The sequence below is a fragment of the Polynucleobacter sp. MWH-Spelu-300-X4 genome (genome assembly GCF_018687515.1).
In the GTDB taxonomy this organism is placed as follows: Bacteria; Pseudomonadota; Gammaproteobacteria; order Burkholderiales; family Burkholderiaceae; genus Polynucleobacter.
On the sequence record NZ_CP061294.1, the window covers coordinates 325077 to 340323 of the forward strand.

16 protein-coding genes are annotated in these 15247 nt (G+C 40.3%); 12 read left to right on the forward strand and 4 right to left on the reverse strand.

Features of this window, described 5'->3' with window-relative positions:
* Positions 1-24: 24 nt before the first annotated feature.
* Complete coding sequence (locus ICV01_RS01685; protein ID WP_215287982.1) at positions 25-1257, forward strand: glycosyltransferase family 4 protein; 1233 nt, start codon at positions 25-27, stop codon at positions 1255-1257.
* A gap of 187 nt (positions 1258-1444) precedes the next feature.
* Here ICV01_RS01685 and ICV01_RS01690 read toward each other — a convergent pair whose 3' ends face one another.
* Positions 1445-2362, reverse strand: a complete 918-nt coding sequence (locus ICV01_RS01690; protein WP_215287984.1) for a site-specific integrase — start codon at positions 2360-2362, stop codon at positions 1445-1447.
* Positions 2363-2466: 104 nt separating this feature from the next.
* Here ICV01_RS01690 and ICV01_RS01695 point away from each other — a divergent pair, with 104 nt between their 5' ends.
* The 7 genes from ICV01_RS01695 to ICV01_RS01725 all read left to right on the forward strand — a co-directional run bounded on the left by ICV01_RS01695 (position 2467) and on the right by ICV01_RS01725 (position 8387).
* Complete coding sequence (locus tag ICV01_RS01695; RefSeq protein WP_215287986.1) at positions 2467-2661, forward strand: hypothetical protein; 195 nt, start codon at positions 2467-2469, stop codon at positions 2659-2661.
* A 9-nt stretch (positions 2662-2670) separates the two neighbouring features.
* Entirely contained in the window at positions 2671-3498 is an 828-nt protein-coding gene (locus tag ICV01_RS01700) for a hypothetical protein (protein ID WP_215287987.1), read from the forward strand.
* A gap of 184 nt (positions 3499-3682) precedes the next feature.
* A complete protein-coding gene (gene rfbB, locus ICV01_RS01705; protein ID WP_215287989.1) occupies positions 3683-4741 on the forward strand; it encodes a dTDP-glucose 4,6-dehydratase in 1059 nt (352 codons plus the stop codon).
* Between the two features lie 19 nt (positions 4742-4760).
* Positions 4761-5753 carry a dTDP-4-dehydrorhamnose reductase gene (gene rfbD, locus ICV01_RS01710; RefSeq protein WP_215287991.1) on the forward strand — a complete coding sequence of 331 codons (993 nt, stop codon included), beginning with the start codon at positions 4761-4763 and terminating at the stop codon, positions 5751-5753.
* A gap of 89 nt (positions 5754-5842) precedes the next feature.
* Positions 5843-6733 carry a glucose-1-phosphate thymidylyltransferase RfbA gene (gene rfbA, locus ICV01_RS01715; RefSeq protein WP_215287993.1) on the forward strand — a complete coding sequence of 297 codons (891 nt, stop codon included), beginning with the start codon at positions 5843-5845 and terminating at the stop codon, positions 6731-6733.
* Entirely contained in the window at positions 6733-7287 is a 555-nt protein-coding gene (gene rfbC / locus ICV01_RS01720; protein ID WP_215287995.1) for a dTDP-4-dehydrorhamnose 3,5-epimerase, read from the forward strand. Before rfbA ends, rfbC begins: the two co-directional genes overlap by 1 nt.
* Positions 7287-8387 carry a glycosyltransferase family 4 protein gene (locus ICV01_RS01725; RefSeq protein WP_215287997.1) on the forward strand — a complete coding sequence of 367 codons (1101 nt, stop codon included), beginning with the start codon at positions 7287-7289 and terminating at the stop codon, positions 8385-8387. Before rfbC ends, ICV01_RS01725 begins: the two co-directional genes overlap by 1 nt.
* On the opposite strand, the gene ICV01_RS01730 is transcribed toward ICV01_RS01725, so the two are convergent.
* Entirely contained in the window at positions 8388-9212 is an 825-nt protein-coding gene (locus tag ICV01_RS01730) for a glycosyltransferase family 2 protein (RefSeq protein WP_215287999.1), read from the reverse strand.
* A gap of 4 nt (positions 9213-9216) precedes the next feature.
* A complete protein-coding gene (locus ICV01_RS01735; protein ID WP_215288002.1) occupies positions 9217-10482 on the reverse strand; it encodes an O-antigen ligase in 1266 nt (421 codons plus the stop codon).
* A 118-nt stretch (positions 10483-10600) separates the two neighbouring features.
* Between ICV01_RS01735 and ICV01_RS01740 the strand changes: the two genes are divergently transcribed.
* Genes ICV01_RS01740 through galE form a run of 3 tightly spaced genes read left to right on the forward strand, consistent with a single transcriptional unit; the run spans position 10601 to position 13694 of the window.
* Positions 10601-11584 (forward strand): hypothetical protein, encoded by a 984-nt coding sequence (locus ICV01_RS01740; protein WP_215288004.1) that lies wholly within the window; start codon positions 10601-10603, stop codon positions 11582-11584.
* Between the two features lie 5 nt (positions 11585-11589).
* On the forward strand, positions 11590-12684 hold the full coding sequence (gene glf, locus ICV01_RS01745; protein WP_215288005.1) for a UDP-galactopyranose mutase: 1095 nt from the start codon (positions 11590-11592) through the stop codon (positions 12682-12684).
* Positions 12684-13694 (forward strand): UDP-glucose 4-epimerase GalE, encoded by a 1011-nt coding sequence (gene galE / locus ICV01_RS01750; protein ID WP_215288012.1) that lies wholly within the window; start codon positions 12684-12686, stop codon positions 13692-13694. Before glf ends, galE begins: the two co-directional genes overlap by 1 nt.
* Positions 13695-13699: 5 nt before the next feature.
* Here galE and ICV01_RS01755 read toward each other — a convergent pair whose 3' ends face one another.
* Entirely contained in the window at positions 13700-14044 is a 345-nt protein-coding gene (locus ICV01_RS01755) for a zinc ribbon domain-containing protein YjdM (RefSeq protein WP_215288014.1), read from the reverse strand.
* Positions 14045-14122: 78 nt separating this feature from the next.
* Between ICV01_RS01755 and waaC the strand changes: the two genes are divergently transcribed.
* Entirely contained in the window at positions 14123-15235 is a 1113-nt protein-coding gene (gene waaC, locus ICV01_RS01760) for a lipopolysaccharide heptosyltransferase I (RefSeq protein WP_215288016.1), read from the forward strand.
* Positions 15236-15247: the final 12 nt, after the last annotated feature.

Below are 15247 nucleotides of genomic sequence, written 5' to 3' on the forward strand. Positions count from 1 at the left end.
GTTCGGCTATTTGGGCTCAATAACGTGCACATATTATTTCTGACGGACAATTTCCCTCCTGAGGTCAATGCGCCCGCAAGCCGAACCTTTGAGCACTGCCGCGAGTGGGTCAAAGCTGGGCATCAAGTTACGGTGATCACCGGTGCGCCTAATTTTCCTAAGGGTAAGGTTTTTGATGGCTACTGTAACCGTCTCTGGCAACAAGAAATTGTTGCGGGCATCCGAGTGATCCGTGTTTGGACTTACATTACAGCCAATGAGGGTTTTTCCAAGCGCACATTAGACTATCTGAGCTACATGCTCACAGGTTTTTTGGCTAGTCTGTTTGTACGCCGTGTGGACATTGTGGTGGGTACATCGCCGCAGTTCTTTACAGTTTGTGCGGCTTACGCCTCAAGTCTGATTAAACGAGTGCCTTGGGTTTTTGAGTTGCGTGATATCTGGCCTGAATCCATCCGCGTGGTTGGTGCGATGAAGCAGAGAAAAGTGTTGGACTTGCTGGAGAAAGTTGAGCTTTTCCTTTATCGTAAAGCCAGTGTAATTGTGTCAGTCACCCATGCGTTTCGCACTTCGCTGATGCGGCGCGGCGTGAACGGTGACAAGATTCGCGTCGTCACCAACGGAGTGGATATCAGCCGGTTTTCACCACGAGACAAAGACACCGAATTGCTGCTACTGCACCGTCTGCAAGGCAAGTTTGTGGCTGGCTACATCGGCACTCACGGCCTGGCACATGCCTTGGACACTCTGCTTGATGCCGCCAAGGCTCTTAAAGCAACCCCCGACGGGGACCGGTTCCGTATTATTCTGTTGGGCGATGGTGCCAATAAAGCCTCCCTTCGCCAACGCGCAGAAACAGAAGGGCTGGACAACGTCATCTTTGTGGACTCGGTGTCTAAGGACCAAGTGGTGCGCTACTGGTCGCTACTAGACGCGTCGATTATCCATCTGAAGAAAGACAAACTCTTCACGACGGTTATCCCGTCCAAGTTATTTGAATGCATGGGCATGGCTATTCCGATGCTGCACGGTGTTCAAGGTGAGTCCGCGGACATTGTGGAGCGGGAAGACGTTGGCTTGTTGTTTGAACCCGAAAACACTGAAGCGCTTGTCGATGGGCTTCGGCGTCTGGCTGACGATCCAGAATTGCTCGCTCGGTTTAAAGCCAATGGTCCTCTGGGTGCTAAGCACTATGACCGGTCATCATTGGCTGCTGAGATGCTTCAGATATTGAAGACCCAAGCTGGGAAGGCATGAACACTGTCGCATCTGCAATTTTCCGATCCGGTTGTTATGAGTAGATCACTGTAGGGGCTAAGTCTGAGTGTGTGTTTACTGAGAACTGGATAATCCCAGAATCTTTATTCACTGACTCCCAGTAGAACCCGGGCGTTGAGAGAGTTGGTTCAAAACTAGTCGCCTGCCCACCATCAATTTTCATAATCTAATTATGTCTATAGTTAATATGCTCCACATACCTCATCACAGTGTCAGTTTTTGACCATCTACCTTTGCTCATAATCATGGGCATACTTTCACCGGAATTCACCATATCTTGAGCATGTCCCACTCGTAATGAGTGGCCACTAATCTGTTCAATTAATTCTTTATTTAATCCTGCTCGTTTAGCTAACCTTTTATAGATACGACTAATTTGACCTGATCCTAGCGATCCAGTAATTTTTTGACCACGATTAACTCCTTTGAATAGTTGCCCTTCTTTAGGATTTCTGAGTCTTTCTAACCATAAGTTAATTGCTTCAGTTGCTTGTTGGCTTAGATTTAATCTTCTACCTTTAGCTAATTGATCTGTTTTACTCTTTCGGATTAGAACGCTAGCCTTAGTTACCCCATTAGTTTCTGAGTATCTAATATCCTCTATCAATAGAGAGACTAATTCACTTCTTCTGCACATGGTGTCATAGGCCACCAATAAAAGTGCGCGATCTCTGGCACCTCGATTGCCTGCCTCAGTTGCAAGTAGCAACTTCTCTAATATTTCCCCAGTAATACCAAAAGCTTGTTTTTGATATCGTCCAATTTTTCGATGCATTCGTCTTATTTCTAATATGACATCTGGATCTTTGGTTGGATCTGGAAAACGATTTAACTTATGAATGGTTGTCATGCCTGCCATGACTCGTCTTATGCTTGCAGAGCTTCTACCATCTTGAACAAGGCTCTTTATGTACAAACAAATAGTTTCTGGGGTAGTAGGTAGAGGGCTTTCATCTAACTCTTCGCAGTATTTGATGAAATGTTCAAAATCTACACGGTAGGCTCTAATTGTTGAGTCGGCGTATGCGCCATCCATTCTTTTAATTGTTTGATTTAAAAGGTCTTTTGGATTAGTATGTTTCATATCAATAAACCTAGCTTTAACGTCATAAATTGATATTAAAGCAATCAAAATAGATTGTAAAGCGATTGATTACAAGTGATCAAATAAGGGCGGCTAGAGCTCTGTTGAAATGGTCAGCTCAGGACTTGGCTGATTCTGCTGGTGTAGGTATAGCTACAGTGAGGAGATTTGAGACTATAGACGGCGTACCAACCGGACAGGTTAGGGTTCTAAGTGCTATTCAGCTTGCCTTAGAGGAAGCTGGGGTTGAATTCATTGGCGCTCCAGATGATAGGCCTGGAGTTCGCTTTAAAAAATAAGGCACTTATATGGCAAGGGGTAATCGAACAGGTGGACCAAAGACACAATTAGGAAAATTAGCATCTTCAAAGAATTCTCTAAAAACTGGCGCCTACTCTGTTCAACAAATTTTGCCAGGTGAGCGCCAAGAGGATTTTGAAGAACTTCATAAAATGTTTATAGATGATTTTCAGCCTATTGGAGTTGTTGAAGCATCACTAGTTCATGAAATAAGTCTCTTGGCATGGAAGAAGTTACGTCTTGAGCGAGTTGAAAATCAATATTTGTATGGTGTTCTTAATGCAACGCTAATTCCTGAGGAATATTTCGCTGCAGGTTTACCTAGAAAAGAGGAAATCATCTGGTTATTGCAAGACTTGTCGGCCATGACTGAGGGGTTTGTGGCAAAACATCAACGGTATTTAAATTGGGCAAGAGCTGCTGAAAAAAGAACGCTCAAGCAAGAAGAAATTAATCAAATTCAGAGAGACGATGAAGATCTGTACATGCATTTAAAGAGGGAGGTTTTTGAGTTTCATTCAGGTTCAGCGATGCAAATAAGATTTATCCGTTGGGCTGGTGAGACAGAAGATGAGCCTGAACTTTCTGCAGAAGATGTTGCTAAATCACTAGGTAATATGATCAAGCGGTCTGAATCAGTTTTGTATGTTCACAAACATCTTAAAGAAATTACCAATATTCAAAATCTCATACGTGATCGTCGTTTAAAAGCATTCATGGAATCCGCTGGTCCGATTCGGGCATATCAAGATTTATCGAGAGCATTTTTTAAAGTGCTTGATGAACTGAGAAAGCAACAAGATTGGCGTCTGAAAAATAAGACTCTCGAGTCTTAAGTTAATTTTACAAAACGGACTAATTCTCATTTCGAAGGGTGGGGAGTGGTGCTTCATTTAGCCTGACTTAGGCTTGATAAGCATAGCCTTACCAGATTTAATTAGGTTTTGTTGTCTGAATTTAAAGCCTATTTTCTATCTCGTTTATGAGAAAATACTTCTAATTATTAAATAGATAAACATTATGATTTTAGTGACTGGTGGCGCAGGTTTTATTGGTGGTAACTTTGTGTTGGATTGGTTAGCTAATCCTGCTGCTGAAGGTGTTGTTAATTTAGATAAGTTAACTTATGCCGGTAACTTAGCCACACTCAAGTCATTAGAACAAGATACTCGTCATGTTTTTGTACAAGGTGATATTGGCGACTATGACTTAGTACTTTCTTTGTTAAAAAAACATCAAATTCGTGCGGTTGTTAACTTTGCTGCGGAGTCTCATGTTGATCGTTCGATTCATGGCCCCGGGGACTTTATTCAAACTAATGTCTTGGGTACCTTTAATTTACTTGAAGCAGTTCGTGCTTATTGGACTGAGTTACCTGAAAATGAGAAACAAGTGTTTCGTTTCTTGCATGTGTCAACAGATGAAGTGTATGGATCGCTATCACCAACAGATCCTGCTTTCTCAGAAACAAATCCTTATGAGCCGAATAGTCCTTACTCAGCATCTAAAGCAGCCTCTGATCATTTGGTCAGAGCCTGGCACCATACTTATGGTTTGCCAGTATTAACAACCAATTGCTCTAACAACTACGGCCCTTATCATTTTCCAGAAAAGTTAATACCTTTAGTGATTCTGAATGCGCTCGCAGGGAAGCCGTTGCCGATTTATGGTGATGGTCAACAAATTCGTGATTGGCTCTATGTGAAAGATCATTGTTCAGCGATTCGTCGTGTATTAGAAGCTGGTAAATTAGGCGAAACTTATAACGTCGGTGGTTGGAACGAAAAGCCCAACCTTGATGTGGTTCATACAATCTGCAGTATCTTGGATCAATTACGACCTAAAGCCGATGGTTCTGAATATTCAACACAAATTACCTATGTCAAAGATCGCCCAGGGCATGACCGTCGTTATGCTATTGATGCCACTAAATTAGAGCGCGAGTTAGGTTGGAAACCTGCTGAAACATTTGAGACGGGTATACAGAAAACAGTACAGTGGTATCTAGATAACCAAGAGTGGACGGAGGGTGTGTTAACAGGCTCCTACCGTGACTGGGTTAAGAAACAATATAACTAAACTTACCGATAAAATAAATATGTCTTTCTCATCATTTGAACTGCTAGATCAAAGTAAGCCCATTGTGGTGTTTGGTCGCGATGGTCAAGTAGGAAAAGCATTGCAGGTTTGTTTAAAAGATCTACAAGTACCTGTTGTATTTCTGGGGCGCTCTGATTGTGATTTATCAAATGCATCGGCTATTAGAGATATGCTTAATCGCTATCAACCACAAGTCATTATTAATGCTGCAGCTTATACAGCTGTAGATAAAGCAGAAACTGAACAAGAGATCGCGTTTGCTATTAATGCAAAAGCACCACAGGTTATGGCGTATTACATCGCCAATGTAGCTCATGGTATTTTGGTGCATTACTCCACAGATTATGTTTTTGCAGATACCAAGAAAACAGCGTACTCAGAAGAAGATATAACAGGACCTGTTGAACAACTAAGTATTTATGGCCAAAGTAAATTGGCAGGTGAGCAAGCCATTGAGGAAGCTTTTAACTTGGCTCAAGACTCTGGTCATACAAGCTATAAAGATAAATTTTCTAGATATTTCATTTTAAGAACTTCTTGGGTTTATGGTGATGGTGGTAATTTCATCAGAACCATGTTGCGTTTGGCGGGTGAGAGAGATCAATTAAAAGTGGTAGCTGATCAAATTGGTGTACCTAGTTCAGCACAATGGTTAGCAGAAGTGGGTATACAGCTAACCGGCTCACGAGTGGAGTCAGGTATTTATCATGCAGTACCTGATGGTGAAACTTCTTGGCATGGGTTAGCAGTATTTGCTATTGAAACGGCAGCCTTAGCAGGTGAAGGTATTGAAGTGAAACCTGAAAATATGCAAGCAATTCCAGCGACAGACTACCCACTTCCTGCAAAACGACCTTATAACTCTCGTTTGAGTAATCAAAAACTCAAACAAGCATTATCAGAAATGGCATTTACGGGCACCTATCCACATTGGCAAGAACAAGTAGCGGCTTATGTCAAAGAATATGTGACAGCCTCTCTCAAAAGTTAATGAAGATCAGTTGAATACTAAATATTGATTGGACTTTCGCTAACTCTATTAAGATAACAAAATAGAAAATAAACACAAATAAAACACCTATGACTAATCTTAAAAACCGTAAGGGCATCATTCTTGCTGGTGGTTCTGGTACACGCCTTTATCCAGTGACGCAGGCAGTATCAAAGCAACTCATGCCTGTGTACGATAAACCGATGGTGTATTACCCATTAACCACTTTAATGCTGGCAGGTATTAAAGACATTTTGTTGATTTCAACGCCACAAGATACACCGCGCTTCACAGAGTTATTGGGTGATGGTTCTCAATGGGGAATCAATATTCAATATGCTGTGCAACCATCACCGGATGGTTTGGCGCAGGCATTCATCATTGGTGAAGAATTTGTTGGTAAAAATCCATCAGCTTTAGTGCTTGGCGATAATATTTTCTATGGCCATGAGTTAGTGAATCAGCTTCATGCCGCTAACGCCCGAACTTCGGGAGCTACTGTGTTTGCCTATCATGTGAATGATCCAGAGCGATATGGCGTAGTGGAGTTTGATAATGCGTTTAAAGCGTTATCTATTGAAGAAAAACCAGCTAAACCTAAAAGTAGCTATGCTGTAACCGGTTTATATTTCTATGATCAACAAGTCTGTGATATCGCTAAAAATATCAAGCCAAGCGCGCGCGGTGAACTAGAAATTACCGATGTTAATCGCAAGTATCTTGAATTAGGTCAGCTACAAGTTGAAATCATGGGCCGTGGATATGCGTGGTTAGATACGGGTACACATGATTCTTTATTAGATGCAGCGGGGTTTATTGCCACTTTACAAAAGCGCCAAGGTTTAATGGTCGCTTGCCCAGAGGAGATTGCTTATCGCCAGGGCTGGATTAATGCAGAACATGTTTTAAGACTGGCTGCACCTCTCAAAAAGAATGCCTACGGTCAATATTTGGAAAAAATGTTGACGGAGAAAATCTAATGCCCATCACTGTAACGCCAACGGCAATTCCTGATGTATTAGTGATTGAACCTAAAGTATTTGGGGATGATCGTGGTTGGTTCTTTGAGTCTTTTAATGAAAAAGACTTTGCTGCTGCAATAAGACAACCTATTACATTTGTACAAGACAACCACTCATCCTCTAAAAAAGGCGTTTTGAGAGGTCTTCATTATCAAATGGAGCAAACGCAGGGAAAATTGGTGCGTGTTTGTTATGGTGCAGTCTTTGATGTCGCGGTTGATCTTCGGCAGTCCTCACCAACTTTTGGTAAATGGGTTGGTATGGAGTTATCGGCTGAAAATAAAAAGCAATTGTGGATACCTGAAGGTTTTGCTCATGGCTTCTTGGTCCTATCGGATGAAGCGGAGTTCTTGTATAAAACCACTGATTATTGGCATGCCACTAGTGAGCAATGTATTGTTTGGAATGACGCCACCTTGAATATTGAGTGGCCAAAAATGGATGTGTCACCTATTCTTAATCCCAAAGATCAATCAGGCTTATCTTGGGCTGCAGCCTCTAAGTTTGCATAATGATTTTAGATTCTAAAACCGTTTTATTTTTAGAGAGCTCTAAAAATATTGGCGGACAAGAATTACAGCTATTGCAGCAAATGCAAGAGTTGAATAATTTAGGTTGGAAAACAAAGCTATTGTGTCGACCTCAAGCCCGTATTCATGATTTTGCAATTGCTCAAGGGATAGATGTTCAAGCAGTTGGTTTTAGGAATGCTTTACATATCCCAAGTATTCGATTAGTTATTCAAACAATTTATTTATTAAAACCAACCGCATTAATTTGTCATAGTGGGCATGATGCAGTTATCGCCGCTATTGCAGCAAAATTGATTGGTTTATTTCAAGTTCGCCCTCAAGTTATTCGGATGAGAACTTATCAACCCGGTATGCCCTCATCTTTCCCGTATAACTGGTTATTTGATAAGACCTATACCCCTAGCGAGCATCTTAGAGAAAAAATACTTAAGAATAAAAAAATTAATCAGTCAAAAATTGGTGTCTTATATCCGGGTATTAACTTTCAAAAATTAGATGAGGCAACCGGTCGATTAAATCCAGATTTATTGATATGGTTAGATGAACATCCGGGCCCCATTATTTCTCATGGAGCTATGTTGCGCGGTGAAAAAGGGCATGCCACGATTCTTCAGGCTCTTCCAAAAATTCTTCAAAAATTTCCTGAAGTGAGATATGTGATTGCTGGTGAGGGTGGGGCTAAAGAAGAGTTGCAAAGCTTGGTTGAAAAGTTACATCTTCACGAACATGTTTACTTTGCAGGTATGGTGCAGCCTATTTCCGCTTTGCTCAAAATTAGTACGCTGGCTATATTACCTTCTTTAATGGAGCCTTTAGGGATGTTTCAAATTGAATCGCAATATTTAGGGATTCCTACTATCGCAAGTCGTGTGGATGGTGTTCCTGAAACCTTGATTCATGAACAAACAGGTTTATTGGTTGAGGCTAACAATTCAAATGAATGGGCCCGACAAATAATTTGGGCGTTAGGGCATCTTCCTCAAATGCAGGCCTGGGCTAAAGAGGGGCATTTATTTGTGATTAATAAGTTTTCTATGGTGAGAAATACTCAAGAGTTAGTTAAGATTCTTGAGGGTTAATTAAAGCCACTTAAATTCGCCATTTTCACGAACACCATGCATAGTCATGTTGTAATGTGCTAATTCTTGTTTGCGCCAGTTTCTTAAGTTATTAACTTTTTCGCGTTTCTGAATTTTTCTGGCCAGCCAGCTTTGATTCAGGTAGCGATAGTTATGTCTTCCACCTAGACCTTGTTTTTCTTGCAGACCTCTTTCACGCTTCATTTCTGATTGCGTAATAGATCCAAAGTGGTGTAACCAAGAGGCACCAGTAGTTGCCATAGGAATGCCAGCCTTTTTTGCAGCATGGAAGAACATCGTATCTTCGTATCCCCAAAGTTTAGGCATTGCTTGGAAGTAACCAATATCCATCCATACTGATTCGTGAACTGCTAGGCACACTGCATGAGGGTTACCAAGGCGTAAGGCATCTTTCATTGTTGAAGAGGCTGATATAGCGAATTCATCGAAGTCGTAGTCTTGTGGACCTTCGATCAATGCTGGAGAAATAATTTTTAAATTATTTCTCTTGGCGGCATTAATCAGCGATTCAACCCATTGTGGCGAAACCAATACATCATTATTCATAATGATGGACCATTCCGCTTGTTGAACTAAAGCTCCTTGGTTCCAGGCAACACCACAACCTAAATTTTGTTTATTAAAAATACGACCACCTAGAGGTAATGTTTGCAGATAGTCGCGAGTTTCATCGCTTGATCCATTATCAACCACGATCAAACGATCTAAGGGCGTACCATGTTTGATAAAGCTATCAACACATAGCTTTGTGTAATGAACTGCATTATAACAAGCAAAAGTAATGGAATAGTCTTGTGGGTTCATGGGTTTACAGCGCTTTGCTAGTTGGGTCAATGTTTGGTTTGTATAAGACTTGAGCTGCTAAACAAGCAATCATCAAGCCGTAGAAAGAGCATAAATATTTTAAAGAGAGTGTTTCATTAAATAGACCTACCACCAATACGCCCGTGACATATAGTAGTCCTATATGAGCAGCTTTTTGAATGGCTAGATCTTGAGATTTAATTTTTGAGAAAAATAGAGTAATTGGGGTGAGTATGGTTAAGAGGTATGCGGCAATTCCAGCGATACCTAAAGAGAGGCCTTTACTTAATATATCTGAATGAGGACCATTCATAATCATATCGTTGACGCCATGCAAATAAATACTGGTGTGTAAGGGGTGATTGCTTAAGATCTCTTTAATAGCAATATCACCATATCCCCAAAAATTTTCTTGAATAAGCTGGATTGCAACTATCCACATGCTCATTCGAGTTCCAGCTGATGTGTAAATGGTGGGATCTTTAAACCAAGTATTTATTTCAAATACCGTATGCACTAAGCGGTTTTTAACAGGATCAATGAAGATGACTATAGCAGTAATGCCAATAATTAATAGCGCTAATGTGCTGATAATTTTTATGGTGTGCTTCTTGTTAGACCAGAAGTTTATTTGTTTTAGTTGAATCAAGAACCAGCAAAGAGTCATTAATGGTATGGCTGCCCAGCCACCCCTTGATTCAGCTTTGATGGAGATATAAAAGCCACTAATGGCCCCGATAATTTTTAAAATATTAATATATGACTGTGATGTCAGTCTAATAGATAGTAGGCAAATCATGCTCAATATAGTAGATTGACTCCCTAAACTATTGGGGTCAACAAAAAGATTAGCCCAGCGATGTCCCCAATAATATTTTGAGTTGATGCTTAGGTAAATGCAGAGCAATATCAAGCCTGCGGGAATTGCAAATTCTAGAATTTTTGTGTAATTGATATTTTGTTGCCGCAGATAAAGTAGCACTAGGCCTGCAATTAATAATCTCGATGGACCATCCCAAGCGCTAAAGTCGGCATGCGTACTGATTATTTGCTGTGTAATTGTGGCTATAAAAATACTAGCTAAAGAAGCCGCAACACAAATTGATTCTTTACTGGGTAAATTGGGGGCTATACCTTTAATTGACGTATAGGCATATAGCAAAAAGATTGCATATAGTGAAATATGCACTCCATGCCTGATCATTAAAAAGCTAATTGGAAACCATGAAATCAGAATTACCAGCAAATATTTTTTTCTGAAATTTTCCACGATTTTAAGAAATTATTTTTCTAAAGATTTGAGAGCGAGTAGCTTGTAAGTGACTAAGATGTAATTAGCAATTATTATGCCTTAATGTATGAGAAATTAACTTAAATCTAGTATTTTTATGCAAACAAACAATCATCAATTTAAAAAAATACTTGTTATGTGCCCTGGTGGAGCTGTTACTGGTGGGCCAGAGGCTATGCATTATTTGGTACATGTATTAAGAGGCTTAGATCTGGATGCCTATATTGTGTATTTACCTTTAGGGGGAAATCATGAGGTTCCTTTACCTTATGCAAGATTTAATACTCCTGTTAGCCAGTATGAAGATAAGGAGGGTACGCTTATTGTTTTCCCTGAAGTTAATCCCACTATGGCTTTATCGGTTACCCATGCCAAGGCTGCTATTTGGTGGTTATCTTTAGATAATTTTTTAGAACGCCGGCATATTAGCCCCTTGCGTGACAAAATTAGATACCTAAAGCGAGTTATTAAGGGGCAAAGACCTTTGGCCGGAGTAAAAGCACTTAAGAATTTGATTCATTTTTCGCAAAGTGATTATTCAGGAAAATATTTAGAGTCCAAAGGTTTGAAGGTGGTTCCTTTTTATGAGCCGATTAATGAACAGTTTTTGACGGATGGTATTAATCCTGGGTTTAGTGGTCGAGTTGATGAGATCCTATATAACCCAGTTAAGGGTAAGAAAGTAACTGAATTGTTAATGAGGGCGTTCCCTGAAATTAAATTTACTGCTTTAAAAGGGTTTAACCGTATTCAGTTAAGTGAAAAACTTTCAACTGCTAAGTTATATATTGATTTTGGACATCACCCTGGGCGTGATCGTATGCCGCGTGAGGCGGCAATGCATGGTTGTTGTGTAATTACAGGTAAGTTAGGAGCAGCCCAGAATAATATTGACTTACCAATTCAGCCTAAATATAAGTTGGATAGTTCTAAGAGTGATTTTGTTGAGCAGTTTGGGCTTTTAGTCAAAGATGTGTTTAATGATTTTCCTAAACATTATTTAGCTTTTGATCATTACCGGAGTTTAATTAAGGGTGAGCCTCAAAGATTTAGAGAGCAATTGAAACAATATTTTAAATAGAGTTTATGACTAAAAAATACGATTTTTTAATTGTGGGTGCTGGTTATGCTGGTGCTGTGTGTGCTCGGCAGTTGGCCGACGCAGGTAAAAAAGTATTGGTGCTTGATAAGCGTCAACATATTGGTGGAAACGCCTATGATGAAAAGGATGAGAATGGCGTCTTAATTCATCCTTATGGCCCCCACATTTTTCATACTAATAGTAAGAAAGTTTTTGAGTACCTTTCTCATTTTACTGATTGGCGTTTTTATGAGCATAGGGTTTTAGCAAGGGTTAATGGACAGTATTACCCTATTCCAATTAATAGGTTAACCATTAATAAAGTTTTTGGTTTGAATTTAAAAGAAGAAGATGTTGAAGCATTTCTTGATGCTAAACGCATCCCTAAAGATTCAGTAAAAACTAGTGAAGATGTTGTTCTAAATAGTGTTGGTCCAGAATTGTGCGAAATGTTTTTTAGAGGTTACACAAAGAAGCAATGGAATCTTGATTTATCTGAATTGTCTGCCGGAGTTGCTGCGCGTATTCCAACAAGAACTAATGATGATGATCGTTATTTTACGGATACCTATCAATTTATGCCGGCAGAAGGCTATACGGTTATGTTTGAAAAGATATTGGACTCTGCCAATATAGATGTTAATTTGAATGTTGATTTTTTGGCTGATAGAGATCAATGGAGTTATGAAAAACTTATCTACACAGGACCTGTGGATGCCTTTTATGATTATTGTTATGGCCGTTTACCATACAGAAGTTTGAGTTTTGAGCATCAACATCTCGCAAGTGTTGAGTCTACGCAAACTGTTGGGACAGTGAACTACCCTAATGAAGAAAAGTTTACGAGAATTACTGAGTTTAAACATTTAACGGGGCAAAATGTTTCTGGAACATCGATTGTTCGAGAGTACTCAAAAGCAGAGGGTGATCCATACTATCCAGTGCCTAATCCTAATAATGAAGCTTTGTATAAGAAATACCAAGAAAAAGCTGATTCTGAATCTGGCGTCTATTTTGTCGGTCGATTAGCGCAATATCGTTACTACAATATGGATCAGGTAGTTGCATCAGCCTTATCTTTGGTGGAGAAGCTAATTTAATGATTCTTTTGACTGGTGCGACCGGCTACATTGGTTCTCATACATGGGTTGAGTTGATTAATGCCAGCCATCAAGTTGTAGGAGTTGATAATTTCTCAAATTCCAACCCCAAAGTACTTGCGCGTATTCGTGAGATTACCAATCAAGAGCCTTTACTTTTTGAGGGTGATGTCAGAAATACCGAGTTATTAAATCAAATTTTTGAAAGATATTCTATTGATGCTGTTATTCACTTTGCCGCCTTAAAGGCGGTTGGTGAATCTGTCCAGAAGCCAATTGAGTATTATCAAAATAACTTAGGTGGGTTGTTAACATTGACTCAAGTTATGCGTGATAAGGCTTGTTCAAATTTTGTTTTCAGCTCATCCGCTACGGTTTATCACCCTGACAATCCTATTCCCTATCAAGAGGGGATGCCTTTAGGCTCAACGAGTCCTTACGGTTGGACAAAATATATGAGTGAGCAAATGTTGCGTGATGTGGAAGTAGCTTGCCCTCAATGGAAAGTGGCTTATTTACGCTACTTTAATCCAGTGGGTGCTCATGTAAGCGGTCTGATTGGTGAAGATCCTAGAGGTGTTCCAAATAATTTGATGCCTTATGTCACGCAGGTTGCTGTTGGCAAGAGGGAGGTTTTATCGGTCTATGGTGGGGATTGGCCAACGCATGATGGCACAGGGGTTCGTGATTATATTCATGTGGTTGATTTAGCTCGTGGTCACGTTAAGGCCGTCAACTATTTGCTTGCTGGCAAAGGATCTTTGACAGTTAATCTAGGAGCAGGCAAAGGATATAGTGTTCTTGATTTAGTTAAATCCTTTGAGCAAGCATCAAATAAAACCATACCTTATCAAATTGTTGATCGAAGACCTGGTGATATCGCTGCGTTTTACGCAGATGCTTCTTTAGCTAAAGAAAAACTAGATTGGGCAGTTGAATACGATCTCAATCGTATGTGTGAAGATAGTTGGCGATGGCAATCTATGAACCCTAATGGATTCATAGATTAAATTCATTAAGCCTTCTTCATAAACTCAGATTTCAGCAACATGCTTTGACCATCTACTTTGCAGTCAATGTCATGGCCACCGTCTACTAGACGAATGTTCTTAATCTTGGTACCACCTTTAATGACCAAAGAAGATCCTTTGACCTTGAGATCTTTAATCAGTGTCACGGTATCGCCATCATTCAGGATATTGCCGTGCGCATCTTTGTAAGTGCGCTTTTCTTCAGTTTCTTCCTGAATTGCAACTGCTGACCATTCGTGTGAGCAATCAGGGCAAATGAAATTGTCGCCATCAGGGTAGGTGTTTTCCATGCCACAAACTGGGCATGCTGGAATCGTTTGTGTAGTCATGTCGTGATTTTAATCTTTTCAGGCCGGCAAAACGTAAAAACTACCTCTTAGTTCCTGGTTTAGGCGAAAATAGGCTCTATGAAGATTTTGATCGTTAAATTGTCCTCATTAGGGGATGTTTTACATAATTTACCCATTGTTTGGGATCTAAGAGCTCAGTATCCGAGCGCCCAAATTGATTGGGTAGTAGAAGAAGCTTATGTGGGGCTTTTGGAGCCGCTAAAAACAACTGCTGAATTTAAAGGAATTGACCGTATTATTCCTTTGGCGTTTCGTCGCTGGAGAAAAGCGCTTAAACGTGGTGAATTCATCAAAAGCATTCAGGAATACATCGCGTTTACAGCTGATTTGCAAACCACTGCCTATGATCTCATTATCGAAACCCAAGGCTTATTAAAGTCTGCTTGGGTTGCTCGATTAGCAAATTCGCAAAAGACAGCTCAGATATTTGGTTTAGCCAATCAAACAGAGTTTTCTGGATATGAGCCATGGGCTAGAAAGTTTTATACCGATTCCGTACAAGTGCCGTTTCATTGTCATGCCGTTGATCGCTCTCGTTGGGTGGCTGCAGCCGCCATGGATATCCCTGTGCCGGATCAAGCAGTGGTGCCCCCCAAGTTTTACCCAGACACTTATGTGCAATCCTTATTAGAGGCTGCTCATTTAGGTTTCGCATCAACGCGTATTGATTTGGGTTTTGATGTCACCCAAGCTTATGCCATGTGCTTTCATGCGACAGCTGGTGCATCAAAGCGTTGGGCAAATGACTATTGGATAGAAGTTGGTCAAGCCTTAATTGCTAAGGGTATTCAGGTGATACTCCCTTGGGGTAATGACAAAGAAAAAGAAGCGAGTCAGTCCTTAATGGAACAAATAAATAAGGCAGTTACTAGAAACTCTGATAATGAGGATGCAAGCGCTAAAGCCATTGTGCCAAATGCTTTCTCGATTGCAGATGCCTTTGGTCTAGTGGCTGGTGCTAAGTTAACCATTGGTGTGGATACTGGACTTACTCATTTATCAGCTATCCTTAATAGACCAACTATTGAACTCTATTGTGATTCACCTCGTTGGAAAACCGAGGGCTATTGGTCATCCTCTATTCATAATCTGGGCGATAAAGGGCAGGCGCCTGATGTCAAAGAGGTATTGGCTGCAATAGACTCATTGCTTTCATGTTCTATTGAGTGATATTGGGTTGAC

Bases quoted from the DNA above. Each gene is read 5' to 3' on its own strand.
- ICV01_RS01690 (WP_215287984.1), bottom strand. From the start codon at position 2,362: ATGAAACATACTAATCCAAAAGACCTTTTAAATCAAACAATTAAAAGA.
- ICV01_RS01700 (WP_215287987.1), top strand. From the start codon at position 2,671: ATGGCAAGGGGTAATCGAACAGGTGGACCAAAGACACAATTAGGAAAA.
- rfbB (WP_215287989.1), top strand. From the start codon at position 3,683: ATGATTTTAGTGACTGGTGGCGCAGGTTTTATTGGTGGTAACTTTGTG.
- rfbD (WP_215287991.1), top strand. From the start codon at position 4,761: ATGTCTTTCTCATCATTTGAACTGCTAGATCAAAGTAAGCCCATTGTG.
- rfbA (WP_215287993.1), top strand. From the start codon at position 5,843: ATGACTAATCTTAAAAACCGTAAGGGCATCATTCTTGCTGGTGGTTCT.
- rfbC (WP_215287995.1), top strand. From the start codon at position 6,733: ATGCCCATCACTGTAACGCCAACGGCAATTCCTGATGTATTAGTGATT.
- ICV01_RS01725 (WP_215287997.1), top strand. From the start codon at position 7,287: ATGATTTTAGATTCTAAAACCGTTTTATTTTTAGAGAGCTCTAAAAAT.
- ICV01_RS01730 (WP_215287999.1), bottom strand. From the start codon at position 9,212: ATGAACCCACAAGACTATTCCATTACTTTTGCTTGTTATAATGCAGTT.
- ICV01_RS01740 (WP_215288004.1), top strand. From the start codon at position 10,601: ATGCAAACAAACAATCATCAATTTAAAAAAATACTTGTTATGTGCCCT.
- glf (WP_215288005.1), top strand. From the start codon at position 11,590: ATGACTAAAAAATACGATTTTTTAATTGTGGGTGCTGGTTATGCTGGT.
- galE (WP_215288012.1), top strand. From the start codon at position 12,684: ATGATTCTTTTGACTGGTGCGACCGGCTACATTGGTTCTCATACATGG.
- ICV01_RS01755 (WP_215288014.1), bottom strand. From the start codon at position 14,044: ATGACTACACAAACGATTCCAGCATGCCCAGTTTGTGGCATGGAAAAC.
- waaC (WP_215288016.1), top strand. From the start codon at position 14,123: ATGAAGATTTTGATCGTTAAATTGTCCTCATTAGGGGATGTTTTACAT.